The following is a 15,402-nucleotide window of genomic DNA, read 5'->3' as shown; positions in this document are numbered from 1 at the left end:
GAGAACAGACATGAAAACGGCCGCCCACTTAAAGTCGTCGGCGGACATCGACACGCGCAACGAACTGGATATCGATCGTCTGCTGCAAGACATGTTCGGGGCCGCTATCTCCACTGCACAACCGGCACTACGCGTGCCCGACTTCCTTCCGACACCGCCTCGCGGGCGAACCATTGTCATTGGCGCAGGCAAAGCGTCCGCAGCCATGGCAAAAGCTGTCGAAGATCACTGGACAGGTCAAATCGAGGGCCTTGTCGTCACACGTTACGGATATGCCGTTGCGTGCGAGCGAATCGAAATTGTCGAAGCGGCTCATCCGGTTCCCGATGAGAATGGGCTGAAAGCTGCGGGGCGAATGTTGCAGCTTGTCTCGGGACTGACAGCCGACGACCTCGTTCTCTGTCTCATCTCAGGAGGTGGATCTTCGCTGTTGCCGCTACCGGCTGAAGGCCTGACGCTGCAGGATAAGCAGGAAATCAATCAGGCCTTGCTATCCAGCGGCGCGACCATCTCCGAAATGAACTGCGTCCGCAGACACCTCTCGGCAATCAAGGGTGGTCGGCTTGCTGCGGCCTGCTACCCGGCCCGCGTCGTCAACCTGATCATCTCCGACGTGCCCGCCGACACCGCAAGCGATATCGCATCGGGGCCCACCGTGCCGGATACGACGACTTGCGCGGATGCGTTAGCAGTGCTGCGACGCTACGAAATTTGTGCGTCGCCCGCCGTCATCGATCTACTGGAAAGCAATCGCACAGAAACACTGAAGCCGGATGACCCGCGCTTGCTCACCGTCGAAACTCATTTGATTGCTACGCCTCAACTCGCTCTCGAAGCGGCAGCAACGCGGTCACGCGCGGCAGGAATTCAAGCGTACATCCTCGGTGACGCAATCGAGGGCGAAGCCCGTGACGTAGGAGCTGTGATGGCCGGCATCGCGAAGCAGGTTAGCCGACGCGGCCAGCCCTTCGTAACGCCCTGCATCCTGCTGTCCGGCGGTGAAACCACGGTCACCATCCGCGGCACCGGCCGCGGCGGTCGCAACGTTGAATTCCTGCTCTCGCTTGCGGTCGCGCTGAATGGTGAACCTGGTGTTTTTGCTATTGCGGGTGATACGGACGGCGTTGACGGCCAGGAGGAAATCGCTGGTGCATTGCTCAGGCCCGACACCCTGGCGCGCGCCCGGGATCGCGGCATCCGGCCAACCGAGCGGCTCGAAGACAACGACGCTCACGGCTTTTTTCAGGCGCTTGGCGACTCGGTCATCACCGGGCCGACGCTGACCAACGTCAACGATTTTCGTGCCATTTTCATTGCCGCTCAGCACGGTGATCTTTCAGGGAGTAGATAAGATGCGCCGCAATCGAAATGCAAAAATTGTTGCCACACTGGGTCCGGCCAGCACTAGCCGCGAAACCATTGAAGCGTTGTTCAAAGCGGGAGCGGATGTCTTCCGGCTGAACTTCAGCCACGGAACTCACGAGGATCATCAACGTCGTCTCGAAGTCATCCGGTCTGTCGAGCAAGACGCAGGTCGGCCCATCGGCGCGCTTCTTGACCTTCAAGGTCCGAAGCTGCGGATCGGCACGTTCGTCGACGGCCCCATCAAGCTTGAGAAAGGCGCAACGTTTCGACTTGATCTCGACGCAAAGACTCCCGGTGACATCAATCGCGTCGCCTTACCGCATCCGGAAATCTTCGCGGCGCTCAAGGCGCAAACGAATCTTTTACTTGACGACGGACGCGTGCAACTCCGGGTCGAGCGTTGCGGTCCGGACTTCGCCGAAACCTCGGTTGTCGTCGGGGGCGCGCTCTCCGAGCGCAAAGGTGTCAATGTTCCTGACGTGGTGCTTCCGCTCTCCGCGATGACGGACAAGGACCGTCGCGATCTGGAGTTCGGCCTCACGCTGGGCATCGACTGGTTGGCGCTTTCCTTTGTTCAACGCGTCGAAGACATCATCGAGGTCCGAAAAATTGTCGGTGACCGCATAGGCATCGTCGCGAAGCTGGAAAAGCCTGCGGCGATCGGAAGCCTTGATGCGATCGTCGCGGAAACAGACGCCGTGATGGTCGCCCGCGGCGACCTGGGTGTAGAAATGCCGGCCGAGCAGGTGCCGGCAATCCAGAAGCGCATCGTGCGTGCCTGTCGCAAAGCCGGCAAGCCAGTCATCGTGGCGACGCAGATGCTCGAGTCGATGGTTACAGCCCCTGTTCCTACGCGAGCGGAGGCCTCTGACGTCGCGACGGCCATCTACGACGGCGCCGACGCAGTGATGCTATCTGCCGAATCGGCCAGCGGCAAATATCCCGTCGAAGCCGTACGGATGATGGATCTCATCATCGCCCAGACAGAAGCCGATCCGTACTACCGCGAGGTGATCGCGGCCTCGCATGCGGCACCTCATGCAAATACCGCGGATGCAATCGGGTATGCGATGCGCCATGTCACAGGTCTGCTTCACGCGGTCGCGACGGTCGCCTACACGAGTTCCGGATATTCGGCGCTGAGGATGGCGCGTGAACGACCGTGTAGGCCAATTATCGGCATGACCCCACGACAAGCTACGGCCCGTCGCCTGGCTCTTGGGTGGGGTGTCCACCCCGTCCTTTGTGACGAAGTCATCGACGTACTCGAAGTCAGCGACCTAGCGTGCGACACCGTCCGCGAAGAAGGGTTTGGAGAAACAGGACAGACCGTCGTGATTTCTGCGGGAGTGCCTTTTGGGACACCCGGCACAACCAATCTTCTGCGTATCGCGCAAATCCAGTGAGGACGATATGACACGCATTCAAGACGTCAAGGGCTTCGAGCTGCTCGATTCCCGAGGCAATCCGACCGTCGCGGCGCGGGTGACACTCGACGATGGATCGAAAGGGTTTGCGGTGGCGCCGTCCGGCGCATCGACCGGCGCGCGCGAAGCGCTGGAACTACGCGATGGCGACAAGTCGCGATACGGCGGCAAGGGTGTGCGGCGTGCGGTAAGCCACGTCGATGGCGAGCTGCGCCAAGCGTTGCTCGGGCTGGATGCCGCCGATCAGCCGGGCATCGACCGCCGCATGATCGATCTCGACGGAACGCCGACAAAGGCTCGTCTCGGCGCCAACGCGATCCTCGCGGTCTCGCTGGCATCGGCGAAGGCGGCTGCGGCATCGGCGGGCCTGCCGCTGTACCGCCACGTCGCGACGATGCCGAGCGCCCGCCTGCCCTTGCCGATGATGAACATCATCAACGGCGGCGCGCACGCAGACAACAACGTCGACCTGCAGGAATTCATGATCCTGCCGCTCGGCGCGCCGAGCTTCTCGGAAGCGTTGCGCTGGGGCGTCGAGGTGTTTCATGCATTGAAGGGCGTGCTGAAAGGCCGGGAGCTCTCCACATCGGTCGGCGACGAAGGCGGGTTCGCGCCCGATCTGTCGTCGAATGAGGCCGCGCTCGACACGATCATGCTCGCGATCGAGACCGCCGGGTTCGCTCCCGGCAAGGACATTGGCCTCGGACTGGATACCGCGAGTTCAGAGTTCTTCCATGACGGCAAGTACGTGCTGACGTCGGAGAACCGCAGCTTCGATTCGCAAGCCTTCGTGGACTACCTCGCGAAGATCGCCGATGGCTACCCGATCGTGTCGATCGAGGACGGCATGTCGGAAGGCGACTGGGAAGGCTGGAAGCTCCTGACCGATCGTCTCGGCGGCCGCGTGCAACTCGTCGGCGACGATTTGTTCGTGACCAACACGGAGATCCTGAAAGAGGGGATCGAAAGGAAGGTGGCGAACTCGATCCTGATCAAGCCCAATCAGATCGGCACGCTGACCGAGACGCTCGCTGCCATCGCGATGGCGGATCGCGCGGGTTACTCGTCGGTGATCTCACACCGCTCGGGTGAGACCGAGGACACGACGATCGCCGACCTCAGCATCTGCACCGCTGCAACCCAGATTAAGACCGGCTCGCTCTGTCGCTCCGACCGCGTGGCGAAGTACAACCGTTTGTTATTGATCGAGGCGGAAGTCGGTGCTGAGGCTTTTTATTCCGGGTCTCAGGCGCTTGCGTCAGTTCGAAAGGCGTACCACGCAAGAGCGGTCTAAAAGACCAGGTTGCAGAGCGAATCCAAACTTGAGGCCGCATAAGACGGCTGTTTATCAATCAGATATCTGAAGTCGGAGACATATCATGGATCAGGATCTCGAAAAGCGTACCTTGCGCAAAGTCACTTGGCGTATCGTGCCTTTCATTATGCTGTTGTACTTTATCGCCTATATCGACCGGGTCAACATCGGCTTTGCGTCCCTAACGATGAGGACGGATTTGGGGTTCACTGCCTCGATCCTCGGTTTGGGTGCTGGGATCTTTTTCTGGGGCTACTTCTTGTTTGAAGTGCCTTCGAACATTGCTCTGCACAAAGTGGGCGCCCGTTTGTGGATTGCTCGGGTCATGCTCACGTGGGGCATCATTTCCGCGTGCATGGCCTTCATGAAAGGGCCCACAAGCTTTTACATTGTTCGTTTCCTTTTGGGCGCAGCCGAGGCAGGCTTCTTTCCGGGCATCATCCTGTACCTCAGCTATTGGTTCCCGGCACGTCATCGCGCAGGGGTGGTCGCTTTTTTCATGGCCGCGGCTCCGATCTCTACCGCCCTCGGGTCACCACTCTCTGCCGCATTGCTCGAAATGCACGGTGTCATGGGTTTGCACGGCTGGCAGTGGATGTTCATTCTGGAAGCAATACCGGCGGTGATTTTGGGTATCTTCGTCTTCTTCTACATGACGGACAGGCCCGAAAAGGCGAAATGGCTTAAGGACGATGAGCGCGCCTGGCTGGTCGGTGTAATGAACGACGAAAATGCAAGGAGAAGCTCAAGCGGCGCAAAGCACGGAATTATCAGTGGCCTGGCCAATCCTCGTGTACTCGCATTGTCCCTGATCTACTTCGGTACCTCCGCGGGCTTGTACACGCTTGGGATCTGGGCGCCACAGATCATCAAGCAACTGGGGGTTTCGTCGATGACGGTCGGTTTGCTCAATGCGATTCCTCCCACTGTATCCGTGGTAGCAATGGTCTTATGGTCGCGCCATTCTGACCGTACCAACGAACGCACTTGGCACGTGGTGATTGCATGTGTGGCGGCGGCAATCGGGCTTTCGGTTGCGGCGGTTTCCAGCAGTGTTGTCGGTCTGATTGCCTCCCTGACGTTGGTCAATATCGGAATCAGTTGCGCCAAGCCTCCTTTGTGGACCATGCCGACCATGTTTCTGTCCGGTGCTGCGGCCGCCACGGGTATCGCCACAATCAATTCAATCGGCAATCTCGGCGGATTTGCCGGCCCTGTGATAATTGGGTGGGTCAAGGACCAAACGGGTAGCTATGCCGGCGGGCTCTATTTCGTTGCCGGTCTCCTCGTGTTGTCCGCTGTGATGACGCTGCTGCTAGCTCGCTCGCAGAAGTCGCCAGTCACGCCTGGCAGTGCGGCGGTGCATTGAATCTCCAAATGCAGGCCCTTAAGCTCAATCCGTTGTCGTCGCAGTCCGAGCTGATCGGACATGCGACGGCAACGAGCTCCCGGCGACATTGAACATCCGGGCGAGGGTCGACTACGCGGGCAGCGTGTACGGTCAAAGTTTTCGATAGTCACAGCATCAACGGTTTAAGGCGACGGTCCGCGACGACGTCTGCCGATCCGCCGGCGCAACAGTGGCGCCGAACGCACCGGGTCGCCCGGCAGGTTCCGCTGAAAAGGAAGTATCGCCACGTTTCGGGTGTGTTTGTTTCGGATGCCGGAGCGGCTGCGGGCATTGCAATGATCAACTCGGTTGGCAATCTCGGCGGCTTCGTCGGCCCTTTGTGATCGGTTGGCTGAAGAAAGTGACCGGAGGTTAGTCGGACGGGCTGCATGTTGTGGCTGCGACGTTGGCGGTATCTGCCATCGTGACGTTGATGCTGCGTCGGCGAGCACAGCAAACATACGCACCGGTTGGCGAGCGGCACGGTCACTAAACGTACTCATCGTCAGGCATCGACGCGGTCGGCATATGGATTCAATCTGGCGTTGGCCGGCCGCCGGAGTCTCATTGATGTCGCAAAGGTGGCTTACTGAGGACTTCATCGAAAGCGGTCGTTCGGTGCCACGCCTCCGACCGTCCCTTCCCTGGCCGAGAGCGTAAGATCGATGAACCTTCTATAGAGCTGTCGTTTGGGCTGCCCGTGTCAGAATTTCGATGGCGAGTCGGAACGCGAATAAACGGCCGGTTACCGACATTCGCGAACGTCCGTTATCGAGTCGCCTATACCATGCGGCAAAACTATCCTGGGCGAGCTGCGCTTCATGGACTAGTCTTTTGCATGCGAGCAGGTGCTTCTGTTCCACACGCTCCTTTGGTGCAGCGCTGAAATCAATGGTTGGAGACCGTGCAATGAACGGCAAATCCATCTTCACCGGCATCTTGTTACTGGCTGGATCCTTCTGCCCCGTGTCACCTGCATTTTCTCAGTCATCTCCTCCGACGTCCGACACAGCAGCTCAAACCAAAGCGCTGGTCGAGAAGGCAGCCGCGTTGATAGACAGCAGAGGCAAAGCCGCGTTTTCCGAGTTCAGGATCAAAGGCAGTGAGTGGTTCCATGGCGACACCTATCTTTTTGCTTACGATTTGAACGCAAATGTACTGTTGAATCCGGCTTTCCCTGCACGGGAAGGGACCAACGTTCGCGGCCAAACAGATACCAACGGCAAGCTCTTTCATGACGCGATGATCCAGACGGCTGAAACAACGGGATCGGGCTGGGTCGACTATATGTTCCTGAGACCGGGGCAGACTGAGTCATCGCATAAATGGACCTACGTGAAGGCAGTCAAGATTGACGGAGTTCCAGGCTTGGTGGGGTCGGGCTTCTATGCGCAGTAGGTTCGGGCCGGCGGCGTTCGCGTGGTCATCTCCTGCAGCTTTCCGACAAGCGGCCGTTTAGCCGCCTTACCGCATGATCATCCTCATGCGGGCTTGTCTTCGCTGATGCGCGTCACATCGACAGTTGAATGTGCTTTCGGTGCGCGAATTTCACAGCTAGAACTTCCGCTCTAGGCCGTCAAGCCTCGTTCGCCGTTCCCGGAAGCCGACGTTTGATTGCGCCGCATCGCGAACGACAGCTACGTGGCGAACTGCAGCCGCACGAAGGATGAACGGGAAGGTCGCCAAAGGCCGACAAGCACCCATTGAGTATCGGCGACATATGAAGAAGACTGGTCGTCCGAACAATAACCGCATGGCTCAGACAAGCGGCAGAACCTAGCCGGCATTTCTCACCCAGCCCCCGCCAATCCCCCCCGCGAACCCTTCCCCCACGCCGCCCTATAAACCGCATCGACAATACTTTCATACCCCGTACACCGACACAAATTCCCACTAATCCCACGTCGTATTTCCTCGTGGCCAGGCAAAGGATTCCGCCTAAGCAACTCCGCCGCCGCGACGAGCATGCCGCTCGTACAGAACCCACACTGAAACCCATTCTCCGCAATAAAAGCCTCCTGCAGCCGTTCGATTCCGTCCAGACCTTCAATCGTCCGTACATCGTTATCCGATATCGCCGCCGCAAGCACCAGGCATGACTTCCTCACTTCGCCATCGAGCAAAACGGTGCATGCGCCGCAATCACCCGTAAGGCATCCGACACGCGTGCCCTTCGCATCCAAGACGTCACGAATCAGCTCGACAAGCAGCATTCGTGAATCCGCGCACACCGAGCGCGGCTCGCCATTGAGCGTCAACCGTACCTCGATCATCTTTTCCATATCTTCGTTTCCGTGAGCAGATCGCGCAGATGCCGTTTAACGACGCCCGGCACGATGGCGCGGCGATACTCCGCATCAGCGAGTTCATCGCTCCAGCCTTCGCCAATAAGATTCAACACGCTCGCTGCCGCCTGTTCGATAAACACCTCAGGCACAAACGCCTCCAAATCGATCACGAAGCTCACAAAAGCCGGCCGACAACCCGCCCCACCGACCGCGAGCCGCACGCTGACTTCTTCGCCGCGATGCAGCGAGCAAGCGACCGTGACGATGGGCCAGGAACTCGCACTTGCCTTGTACTTCTGATACCGGCACGCCACCAGCGTCGCGTCAAGCGGCAGGAGAATGTTCATCAGAAATTCGTCTTCACGTCGCCCGGTGCGAAAGGCGTCGACAAAAAAGTCCTGTGCGCTAACGCGACGCATGCCTGTCGAAGACCGCAATTCAAACAGTGCCTCCATCGCAGCAAGACAGCCCGGCGCGTCAGACGAAGGATTGGCAAAGCTTGCCGCTCCACCTAATGTGCCCTGATTGAGGATTGAAGCGCCGCCGGTTATCTGCGCGGCCATCGCGGCAAGAAGCGGCGCATGCCGACTGATCAACGGCGAAGCAAGCAACCGTGCATAGGTCGCCATGGCGCCAATACGCAGATAACCATCATCCAGCACCACTTCATCCAGGCCAAGCGAAGCCAGGCTGATCAGATGCGCGGGTCGCACGAGATTCGCCGACATCGACGGCACCAGCATCGTGCCACCACCGAGCACAGCCGCTTGCTCACGATACGCGTTCATCAAAGCTGCGGCTTCGTCGAGATCGCGAGGCCGGTGAAATTCGAACCGATGACCAATCACGCCCGCGACTCCCGCAATGCCGCCGTCACGCAAGCGGGCGTCGCCGGCACGTGCTGCAAGCACGCGTCATCGCCCAAGGCATCCGCGACGGCATTGCTGACGGCCGCAAGCGCGCCGCCCAGCCCCGATTCGCCCGCGCCCTTCATGCCCAGCGGATGAAAAGGATTCAGCGTGACCCGATGTCCGACGCGAATCGGCGGCAGATCGTTCGCTCGCGGCAACAGATAGCTTTTGAACCGATCCGTGATCATGCGATGCTGGCTGTCGAACTTGATCTGTTCCCACAACGCAACCCCGATCCCCATCACGATCGCCCCTCTCAACTGCCCCTCGACCAGCGCCGGATTGATCATTGCACCGCAATCGTGCACCACGGCGTAATCCAGCAGCTTGCTGTTGCCGGTCGCCATGTCGAGTTCCAGCGCCACGGCATGAACCGAGTACGAGAAGGTCGGATAAGTAGCGATACGGCCCTGTGCATCGGGTTCCACACGCACGTTCTTCGGCGCGAAACTGCACGTCACTTCGAGTGGCAGCGTCACACCGGCCGCCACCGTGAAGGGTCGCAGATGAGCGCCCAGCGCCAGTTCGGCGACAGAGATCCTCTTGCCCTCCGCCTCGCGCCACGCATGGCCGTCGCGCAGCACGATCTCCTGCGCCGCTCCGCCCAGCATGTTGGCCGCGCATTGCGCAAGCCGGCCGCGCAGTTCCTGCGCAGCGAGATAGGCTGCCGTGCCGCCGTACATGAGCGCACGGCTGCTTGCGTTGCCGGTGCCCAGCGGCGTGACGTCGGTGTCGCCCTCGATGACGCTCACCTGTTCGGCTCGCAACCCCAGTTCGCCCGCGACCATCTGCGCGATGCCCGTGTCACTGCCGCTTCCGGGCGAAGTCACGCCCGTCAATACCTGGACATCGCCCGAGGGCATGATGCGCACCGTCGAGGTCTCGTAACCGTTGGGGAAGTTGCCGGGACGGGCGCCGCCTTCCGGCGTGAGCTCAAACGCAATGCCGACGCCAATACGCCATTCCGAAGCACGCGCAGCCTCCGCGCGCTGTCTCCATCCGGGGAAATCGAACATCGTCTGCAACTGCGCGAGACCGCCTGGATAATCGCCGCTGTCCACGTTCAGCCCGGACGGCAGCAGACGCGGCAAGGCTTCGCGCGCAACCAGATTGCGTCGCCGCAACTCGAGCGGATCGATGCCGGTCTGACGCGCCAGCAGATCAATGGCCCGCTCCAGCACGAGATTGCCGATCTCCTTGCCGTAACCGCGAATGGCTTGCCAGGGCGGCTGATTGGTGATCGCGAGCGAGCACTCGATGTCGCAATGCTCGATCGTATAGACCGTCGGAAACACAGCCGGCGTCACGAGCGCCATCGCCCAGCTATGACCGGCGCCCATGATCCCCACGTCTACCAGAATCCGGTCGCGCCAGCCTGTCAGCCTGCCCTCTTCATCGGCGGCAATCTCGAAGCTGTGATGCTGCGAACGCGAGCCGGCAAGCAGCGTTTCACGCCGCTCCTCGACCCACGCTACCGGCCGCCGCGTAAGACGGCTGAACAGCGCGACCAGTACTTCTTCGGGATGCCCCGCCATCTTCAGGCCGAACGTGCCGCCGATGCGCGGCGCAATCACGCGTACCTGAGACTCCTTCACGCGCAGCGCGCTGGCCAGCAGCCATCGGCTCGTATGGGGATTCTGGAACGTGCCCGTCAACGCATAGCGCTCGGCGCGGGCATCCCATTGCGCGATGTAGCACAAGGTTTCCATCGGCGCGCTGGTCGATGATCCGATCGTCATTTCGCCACGCGCTATATGCGCTGCCCGCGCAAACGCGGCATCGGCGTCACCGGAGCGGATGCGATCGCGCACCAGCAGATTGGTGTCCCAGCCGGGCTGGACAATCGGCGCATCATCACGCAACGCATCGAGCGCGTTCGTAGTCGGCGCGCGCACTTCATACGCGACGCGGATCTTCGCGAGCGCCGCCTGTGCATCATGCACCGTGGTCGCGACGAGCGCCGCCACCGGCTGGCCGAAATAAGTCGCATGGCCAAGCGCAAGACAGCGACTCTGCAAGGGACCGCGCGCGCCTTTCGCGGGGAGGTCCATCGCGGGTGGCATCGCATCGCTCATGCGGGCCGCCTCCTCGCCGGTCAATCCTGCCACGACGCCTGGCATGGCGAGGGCTTCGGACAGGTCGATGGAAACGATCGTGGCGCACGCATGAGCGCTGCGCAGTATGGCGAGATGCAGCGCGCCTGACGGAATGAGATCGGCGCTGTAGTCCACGCGTCCCGATACGAAACGCATGCCGTCGAGACGCGCCACGCTTTCCCCGAGCAAGCTTCCCGGCGATGCATCCTTGAAGTGATGTTCCATGTCTGTCACATGCCCTGCCGCAGATTGATCTGTCATTCGTGGATGCGGCGCGTACCGCGCATCGCAAGCATCCCGCATGCTCCGAGCGCAAGCAAGGTCGTCATCAGATAGAGGCCGCTGTTCAACGAGCCACTCAGCGTCTTGAGCCAGCCCATCGCGAAGGGGCTCGCAAAACCGCCGAGCAGGCCGAGACTGTTGACGAACGCGATCGCCGCCGCAGCAGCGGCCGATCCCGCAAAGTAATCCGACGCCAGCGACCAGAGCAAGGGAATGGTCACGAACACGGTCGTCGATGCAATCGTCAGCAACACGATGGTCGTAGTCAGATCATGCGCCAGAAGCGGCAGCAGCGAAAGCGCGATTGCACCGGCGAACGCCGCGAGCGCACCATGCCAGCGACGCTCCAGTTTCCGGTCCGAATGACGGCAGATCAGCACCATGCCGACGGCTGCGATGCCATACGGAATCGCCGATAGCCAGCCAATGCGCTCCACGCTCGTCACGCCTGCGCTCTTCAGCACTGTCGGCAGCCAGAAGCTCAACGCATAGGTGCCGCAAATGAAGGTGAAGTAGGCGAAGCTCATGAGATACACCTTGGGGTCGCCGATCACCTGCCGCAACTTCCCGGCATGTTCAGCGCCCGTTTCCTGGCCGTCGACGCGCAACGCGCGGCGCAAGGTGTCGCGCTCGGGTTCGGTCAGCCATCTGGCGCGCCCGATGTCATCCGAGAGCGTGAACCATGTAACGGCGCCGAGCAGCACGGCCGGCGCCGCTTCGACAATGTACAGCCACTGCCAGCCCGCGAGCCCCGCGACGCCGCCGAGATGCGACATCGCCCAACCCGACACCGGCCCGCCGATCATTCCGGCAATCGGAAAGCCTGTCATGAAGAGCCCGAGAATCTGCCCGCGACGGTGACGCGGAAACCACTGGCTCAGGTAGTAGACCACGCCCGGAAAGAAACCCGCCTCGAACACGCCGAGCAGGAAGCGCAGAAGATAGAACGCGGTCGGACTCGAGACGGTCGCCATCGCGCAGCCGGTGATGCCCCACAGGACCATGATGCGCGTGATGGTCTTGCGCGCGCCAATGCGTTGCAGCAGGAGGTTGCTCGGCACCTCGAACAGGAAGTAGCCGATGAAGAAGATCCCGGCGCCCAGTCCGTACACCGCATCACTGAAGCCCAGCGCATCCTGCATCTGCAGTTTGGCAAAGCCGACATTGATCCGGTCGAGATAGGCAACCACGTAACACACGATCAGCAGCGGCACGAGCCGTAACGCCACCTTGAGATAGAGCGCGTGATCCGCGTCGCCCGGGACCCTCGTTTCTGCAGGCATGTCTGCATGTAAAGCGGCTTTTCTCGACATGATGGCCCTCTCAGTAAAGATGGACCAAACGGGATGCAAACGACGGATAGCGATTCATCAACTGTCTCCTGGTCCTGCCGGCGCTCGATGTCGGCGGCGTGTGCTCTTGTGGGGGCGCGCCCGAAGGCGCCGGATCGTTCTGGTCGAAATCCGAAAAACTGATCGATCGAACAGTCAGCACAGTAGCGGACGAGTCAACGCCCGGTCAACGACGATCTCGCCCGGTATTTCCCCTGTTGACTGATCGATCAGTCAGGAATAGGATCGGCGTCTGAAGAGCCTGTTCGGATAGCGCCGGCGACAACGCCGGCACGCACCGACGCCACATCCCAACGTTCAGAGGACCCAGCCGTGACCCAATTCAACGATTACGCAGACAAGTTCGAGACCATCCGCATGACGCGCACCGACGGCGTGCTGGAGATGCACTTCCACACGCACGGCGGCCCGCTTGTGTGGAACCTGACCGCGCATCGCGAGTTCGAGCAGGCGTTCCTCGACGTGGGCCGCGATCGTGAAAACGACGTGGTGATCATGACCGGCACCGGCGACGCCTTCAGCGGCCCCCCGATCGCCCCTGGCATGCATCAGAACCGCAATTCGATGACGCCGACGATTTACGACCCGATCTACTGGGAAGCGAAGCATCTGCTCATCAATCTGCTCAATATCGAAGCGCCGGTGATCAGCATCCTGAACGGGCCGGCCGTACGGCATGCGGAGATCCCGTTGCTGGGCGATATCGTGCTGGCATCCGATACCGCGACCATCCAGGACACCGCGCACTTCCAGGGCGGCATGGTGCCCGGCGACGGCATGCACCTGATCATGCCGCTGCTGATGGGCCGCGCGCGCGGTCATTACTTCCTGCTCACGGGTCAGAACATCAGCGCCAGCGAGGCGCGGGATATGGGTCTCGTGAACGAGGTCATGCCGGCCGCAGACCTGCTCCCGCGCGCCCGCGAACTCGCGCAGCTGATGCTCAAACAGCCGCGTCTCGTGAGACGCTATACGCGCACCTGCCTGAACCAGGAACTGAAGGCGCGCCTGCATGACGTACTGGGCTACGGACTCGCGCTCGAAGGCCTCGCCCGCATGAAGGAACCGGCTGCCTGAGGCGGCGCTACGCAACTGCATCGCCATTCACACCGCATATCAAGGAGGCAACATGACTGTCAGCAGTATCACGAGGCCCATCGACATGGTGGGCTCGGTTATCGACGTAGTCGATTCCACCCCCGACGTTCTCGGCGAATCGATCATCTGGGACGAGAAAACGCAATTGCTCTGGTGGGTCGACGGCATCGGCCAGGCCATCCATCGCCTCGACATTTCCAGCGGCGTCAAGAAAAGCTGGCCGATGCAGGAAGAGATCGGCAGCATCGGGCTGCGCGCCAAAGGCGGCCTGCTGGTGGGCATGCGGTCCGGGTTCTATTTCTTCTCGCCCGAAACCGGCGAGCTGACCGAGATCGCGCGCCCCGACGCCGAACGGCCGAAGAACCGCTTCAACGACGGCAAGTGCGATAGGCACGGCCGCTACTGGTCCGGAACGGTGGAGGCCGCCGCCTATACGCCGCGCGGCCGCCTGTTCCGGCTCGACCCGGACCTGCAGCCGAAGCTGATCATGGAGGGCATCACCTGCATCAACGGCATCAGCTTCAGCCCGGACAACCGGCTGATGTACATGACCGACTCCTTCAGTTGCCAGATCGATGTGTTTGACTACGATTCAGTCGACGGCGCCATCTACAACCGCCGGAAATTCGCAGACGTGCCGCTCGGGCGCGGCATCTGCGACGGCTCGACCGTCGATGCCGATGGCTGCTTCTGGAGCGCGAACATGGACGGCTGGTGCGTGACGCGCTACGACCCGCGCGGACGGATCGACATGGTCGTCAATCTGCCGGTGCGGCGCGTGAGCAGCCTGTGCTTCGGCGGACCGGATCTGGATACCTTGTTCATCACCACGGCGCGTCGCCGGATGAGCGAGAAGGAACTGGCGCAGCAGCCGCTCGCGGGCAATGTGCTGGCGGTGCGGCCCGGTGTGAAGGGACTGCCGGAGCCGGAGTTTCTCGGCTGATGTCACACGGTGGCCCGACTCTGCCCTGTCGGGCCACCCAAGCTTCACGGTATACTGACTGATCGATCAAATAGCCTGGAGAGGTCGCCCCGGAATGAGTGCACAACGAGACAAGTCTGCGAAAGCCGCCAGTCCGGCTCAGGAGTCCGACCGCGGATCGGGCTCGCGCCTGTCGGCGATCCTGAATGCGGCCGAGCGGGTGTTCGGCGAGCACGGCTATGCCGGTGCGAGCATGCGCAACATCGCCGATGAAGCCGGAGTCGCCCAGGCGCTCGTGCATTATCACTACGCGACCAAGGACAAGCTCTACGAGGCCGTCTTCGAGCGCCGCTCGTCGGCCATCAATCTGCATCGCGGCAAGCTCCTCGACGCGCTGTTCGCGAGCGAGCAGACCGTGACGGTCGAAGACGTACTGACCATCGCCTTCACGCCGCTGTCGGACATTTTCGACGGTGAAGAAGCTGCGAACCTTGCGCTCTATGTGCAACTGGTCGCTTCCGTCAGCCTCGGCAGCGATGAGCGTTCACGACGCATTCGCGAGACTTATTACGACCCGATCGCGGAACGGTTCATCGATGCACTGCATACGGTGTTGCCCGGCATTGCACGCGAACAGGCAGTATGGGCCTATCTGTTCTCGGTCGGGGCACGGCAACAGGCGCACGCGCTCAATGGCCGCGCGAAGCGCCTGGGTGCGCGGGACCGCGCGAAGAAGTCGACGGCTCATTACTCCGATCTCGTGCGCTTTGCGGCCGCCGGCATCCGCGAACTGGTACGCAATGGCGCGGAAACGATGGACACCGGTGGGACCTCAGGCAAGACCTCAGGCAGGACCTCAGGCAGCAAGGCGAAGGCGACGAAGACCCCACGCGCTCGCAACGCGTCGGCATAGTCGAGCACTGAGCCAGGATCCGACACAAAAGGAGCGAGGTCGC

The 15,402-nt window shown here is 61.2% G+C and carries 12 protein-coding genes and 1 pseudogene; 9 read left to right on the top strand and 4 right to left on the bottom strand.

What is annotated here, in order from left to right:
- Positions 1-91 precede the first annotated feature (91 nt).
- The 6 genes and pseudogenes from QCE69_RS17035 to QCE69_RS17010 all read left to right on the top strand — a co-directional run bounded on the left by QCE69_RS17035 (position 92) and on the right by QCE69_RS17010 (position 6,895).
- Entirely contained in the window at positions 92-1,351 is a 1,260-nt protein-coding gene (locus tag QCE69_RS17035) for a glycerate kinase (RefSeq protein ID WP_309922849.1), read from the top strand.
- 1 nt (position 1,352) lies between these two features.
- Complete coding sequence (gene pyk, locus QCE69_RS17030) at positions 1,353-2,771, top strand: pyruvate kinase (protein ID WP_309932017.1); 1,419 nt, start codon at positions 1,353-1,355, stop codon at positions 2,769-2,771.
- Positions 2,772-2,778: 7 nt separating this feature from the next.
- On the top strand, positions 2,779-4,086 hold the full coding sequence (gene eno, locus QCE69_RS17025; RefSeq protein ID WP_309932015.1) for a phosphopyruvate hydratase: 1,308 nt from the start codon (positions 2,779-2,781) through the stop codon (positions 4,084-4,086).
- 85 nt (positions 4,087-4,171) lie between these two features.
- The gene (locus QCE69_RS17020; protein WP_309932013.1) at positions 4,172-5,476 is read left to right on the top strand and encodes an MFS transporter; all 1,305 of its coding nucleotides are present in this window, start codon (positions 4,172-4,174) and stop codon (positions 5,474-5,476) included.
- Between the two features lie 278 nt (positions 5,477-5,754).
- Positions 5,755-5,990: pseudogene (locus QCE69_RS17015) on the top strand (MFS transporter); the annotation flags it as partial.
- 416 nt (positions 5,991-6,406) lie between these two features.
- The gene (locus QCE69_RS17010) at positions 6,407-6,895 is read left to right on the top strand and encodes a cache domain-containing protein (RefSeq protein WP_309920596.1); all 489 of its coding nucleotides are present in this window, start codon (positions 6,407-6,409) and stop codon (positions 6,893-6,895) included.
- Positions 6,896-7,287: 392 nt separating this feature from the next.
- On the opposite strand, the gene QCE69_RS17005 is transcribed toward QCE69_RS17010, so the two are convergent.
- Genes QCE69_RS17005 through QCE69_RS16990 form a run of 4 tightly spaced genes read right to left on the bottom strand, consistent with a single transcriptional unit; the run spans position 7,288 to position 12,387 of the window.
- Entirely contained in the window at positions 7,288-7,779 is a 492-nt protein-coding gene (locus QCE69_RS17005) for a 2Fe-2S iron-sulfur cluster-binding protein (protein WP_309932011.1), read from the bottom strand.
- Positions 7,767-8,696 carry an FAD binding domain-containing protein gene (locus QCE69_RS17000; protein WP_309932009.1) on the bottom strand — a complete coding sequence of 310 codons (930 nt, stop codon included), beginning with the start codon at positions 8,694-8,696 and terminating at the stop codon, positions 7,767-7,769. Before QCE69_RS17000 ends, QCE69_RS17005 begins: the two co-directional genes overlap by 13 nt.
- Positions 8,630-11,053, bottom strand: coding sequence for a xanthine dehydrogenase family protein molybdopterin-binding subunit (locus QCE69_RS16995; RefSeq protein WP_309932007.1), 2,424 nt, complete (start codon positions 11,051-11,053; stop codon positions 8,630-8,632). Before QCE69_RS16995 ends, QCE69_RS17000 begins: the two co-directional genes overlap by 67 nt.
- Positions 11,050-12,387, bottom strand: a complete 1,338-nt coding sequence (locus tag QCE69_RS16990) for an MFS transporter (RefSeq protein ID WP_404987399.1) — start codon at positions 12,385-12,387, stop codon at positions 11,050-11,052. Before QCE69_RS16990 ends, QCE69_RS16995 begins: the two co-directional genes overlap by 4 nt.
- A 351-nt stretch (positions 12,388-12,738) precedes the next feature.
- Between QCE69_RS16990 and QCE69_RS16985 the strand changes: the two genes are divergently transcribed.
- The 3 genes from QCE69_RS16985 to QCE69_RS16975 all read left to right on the top strand — a co-directional run bounded on the left by QCE69_RS16985 (position 12,739) and on the right by QCE69_RS16975 (position 15,359).
- Entirely contained in the window at positions 12,739-13,503 is a 765-nt protein-coding gene (locus QCE69_RS16985; RefSeq protein ID WP_309932005.1) for an enoyl-CoA hydratase/isomerase family protein, read from the top strand.
- A gap of 52 nt (positions 13,504-13,555) precedes the next feature.
- Positions 13,556-14,467 carry an SMP-30/gluconolactonase/LRE family protein gene (locus tag QCE69_RS16980; RefSeq protein ID WP_309932003.1) on the top strand — a complete coding sequence of 304 codons (912 nt, stop codon included), beginning with the start codon at positions 13,556-13,558 and terminating at the stop codon, positions 14,465-14,467.
- Positions 14,468-14,561: 94 nt separating this feature from the next.
- Positions 14,562-15,359, top strand: coding sequence for a TetR/AcrR family transcriptional regulator (locus tag QCE69_RS16975; protein ID WP_309920575.1), 798 nt, complete (start codon positions 14,562-14,564; stop codon positions 15,357-15,359).
- Positions 15,360-15,402: the final 43 nt, after the last annotated feature.

Source organism: Caballeronia sp. LZ032, from assembly GCF_031451315.1.
Lineage (GTDB): Bacteria > Pseudomonadota > Gammaproteobacteria > Burkholderiales > Burkholderiaceae > Caballeronia.
The sequence above is the reverse complement of the archived record's forward strand: the minus strand, read 5'-3'. Positions and strand labels throughout refer to the sequence as shown.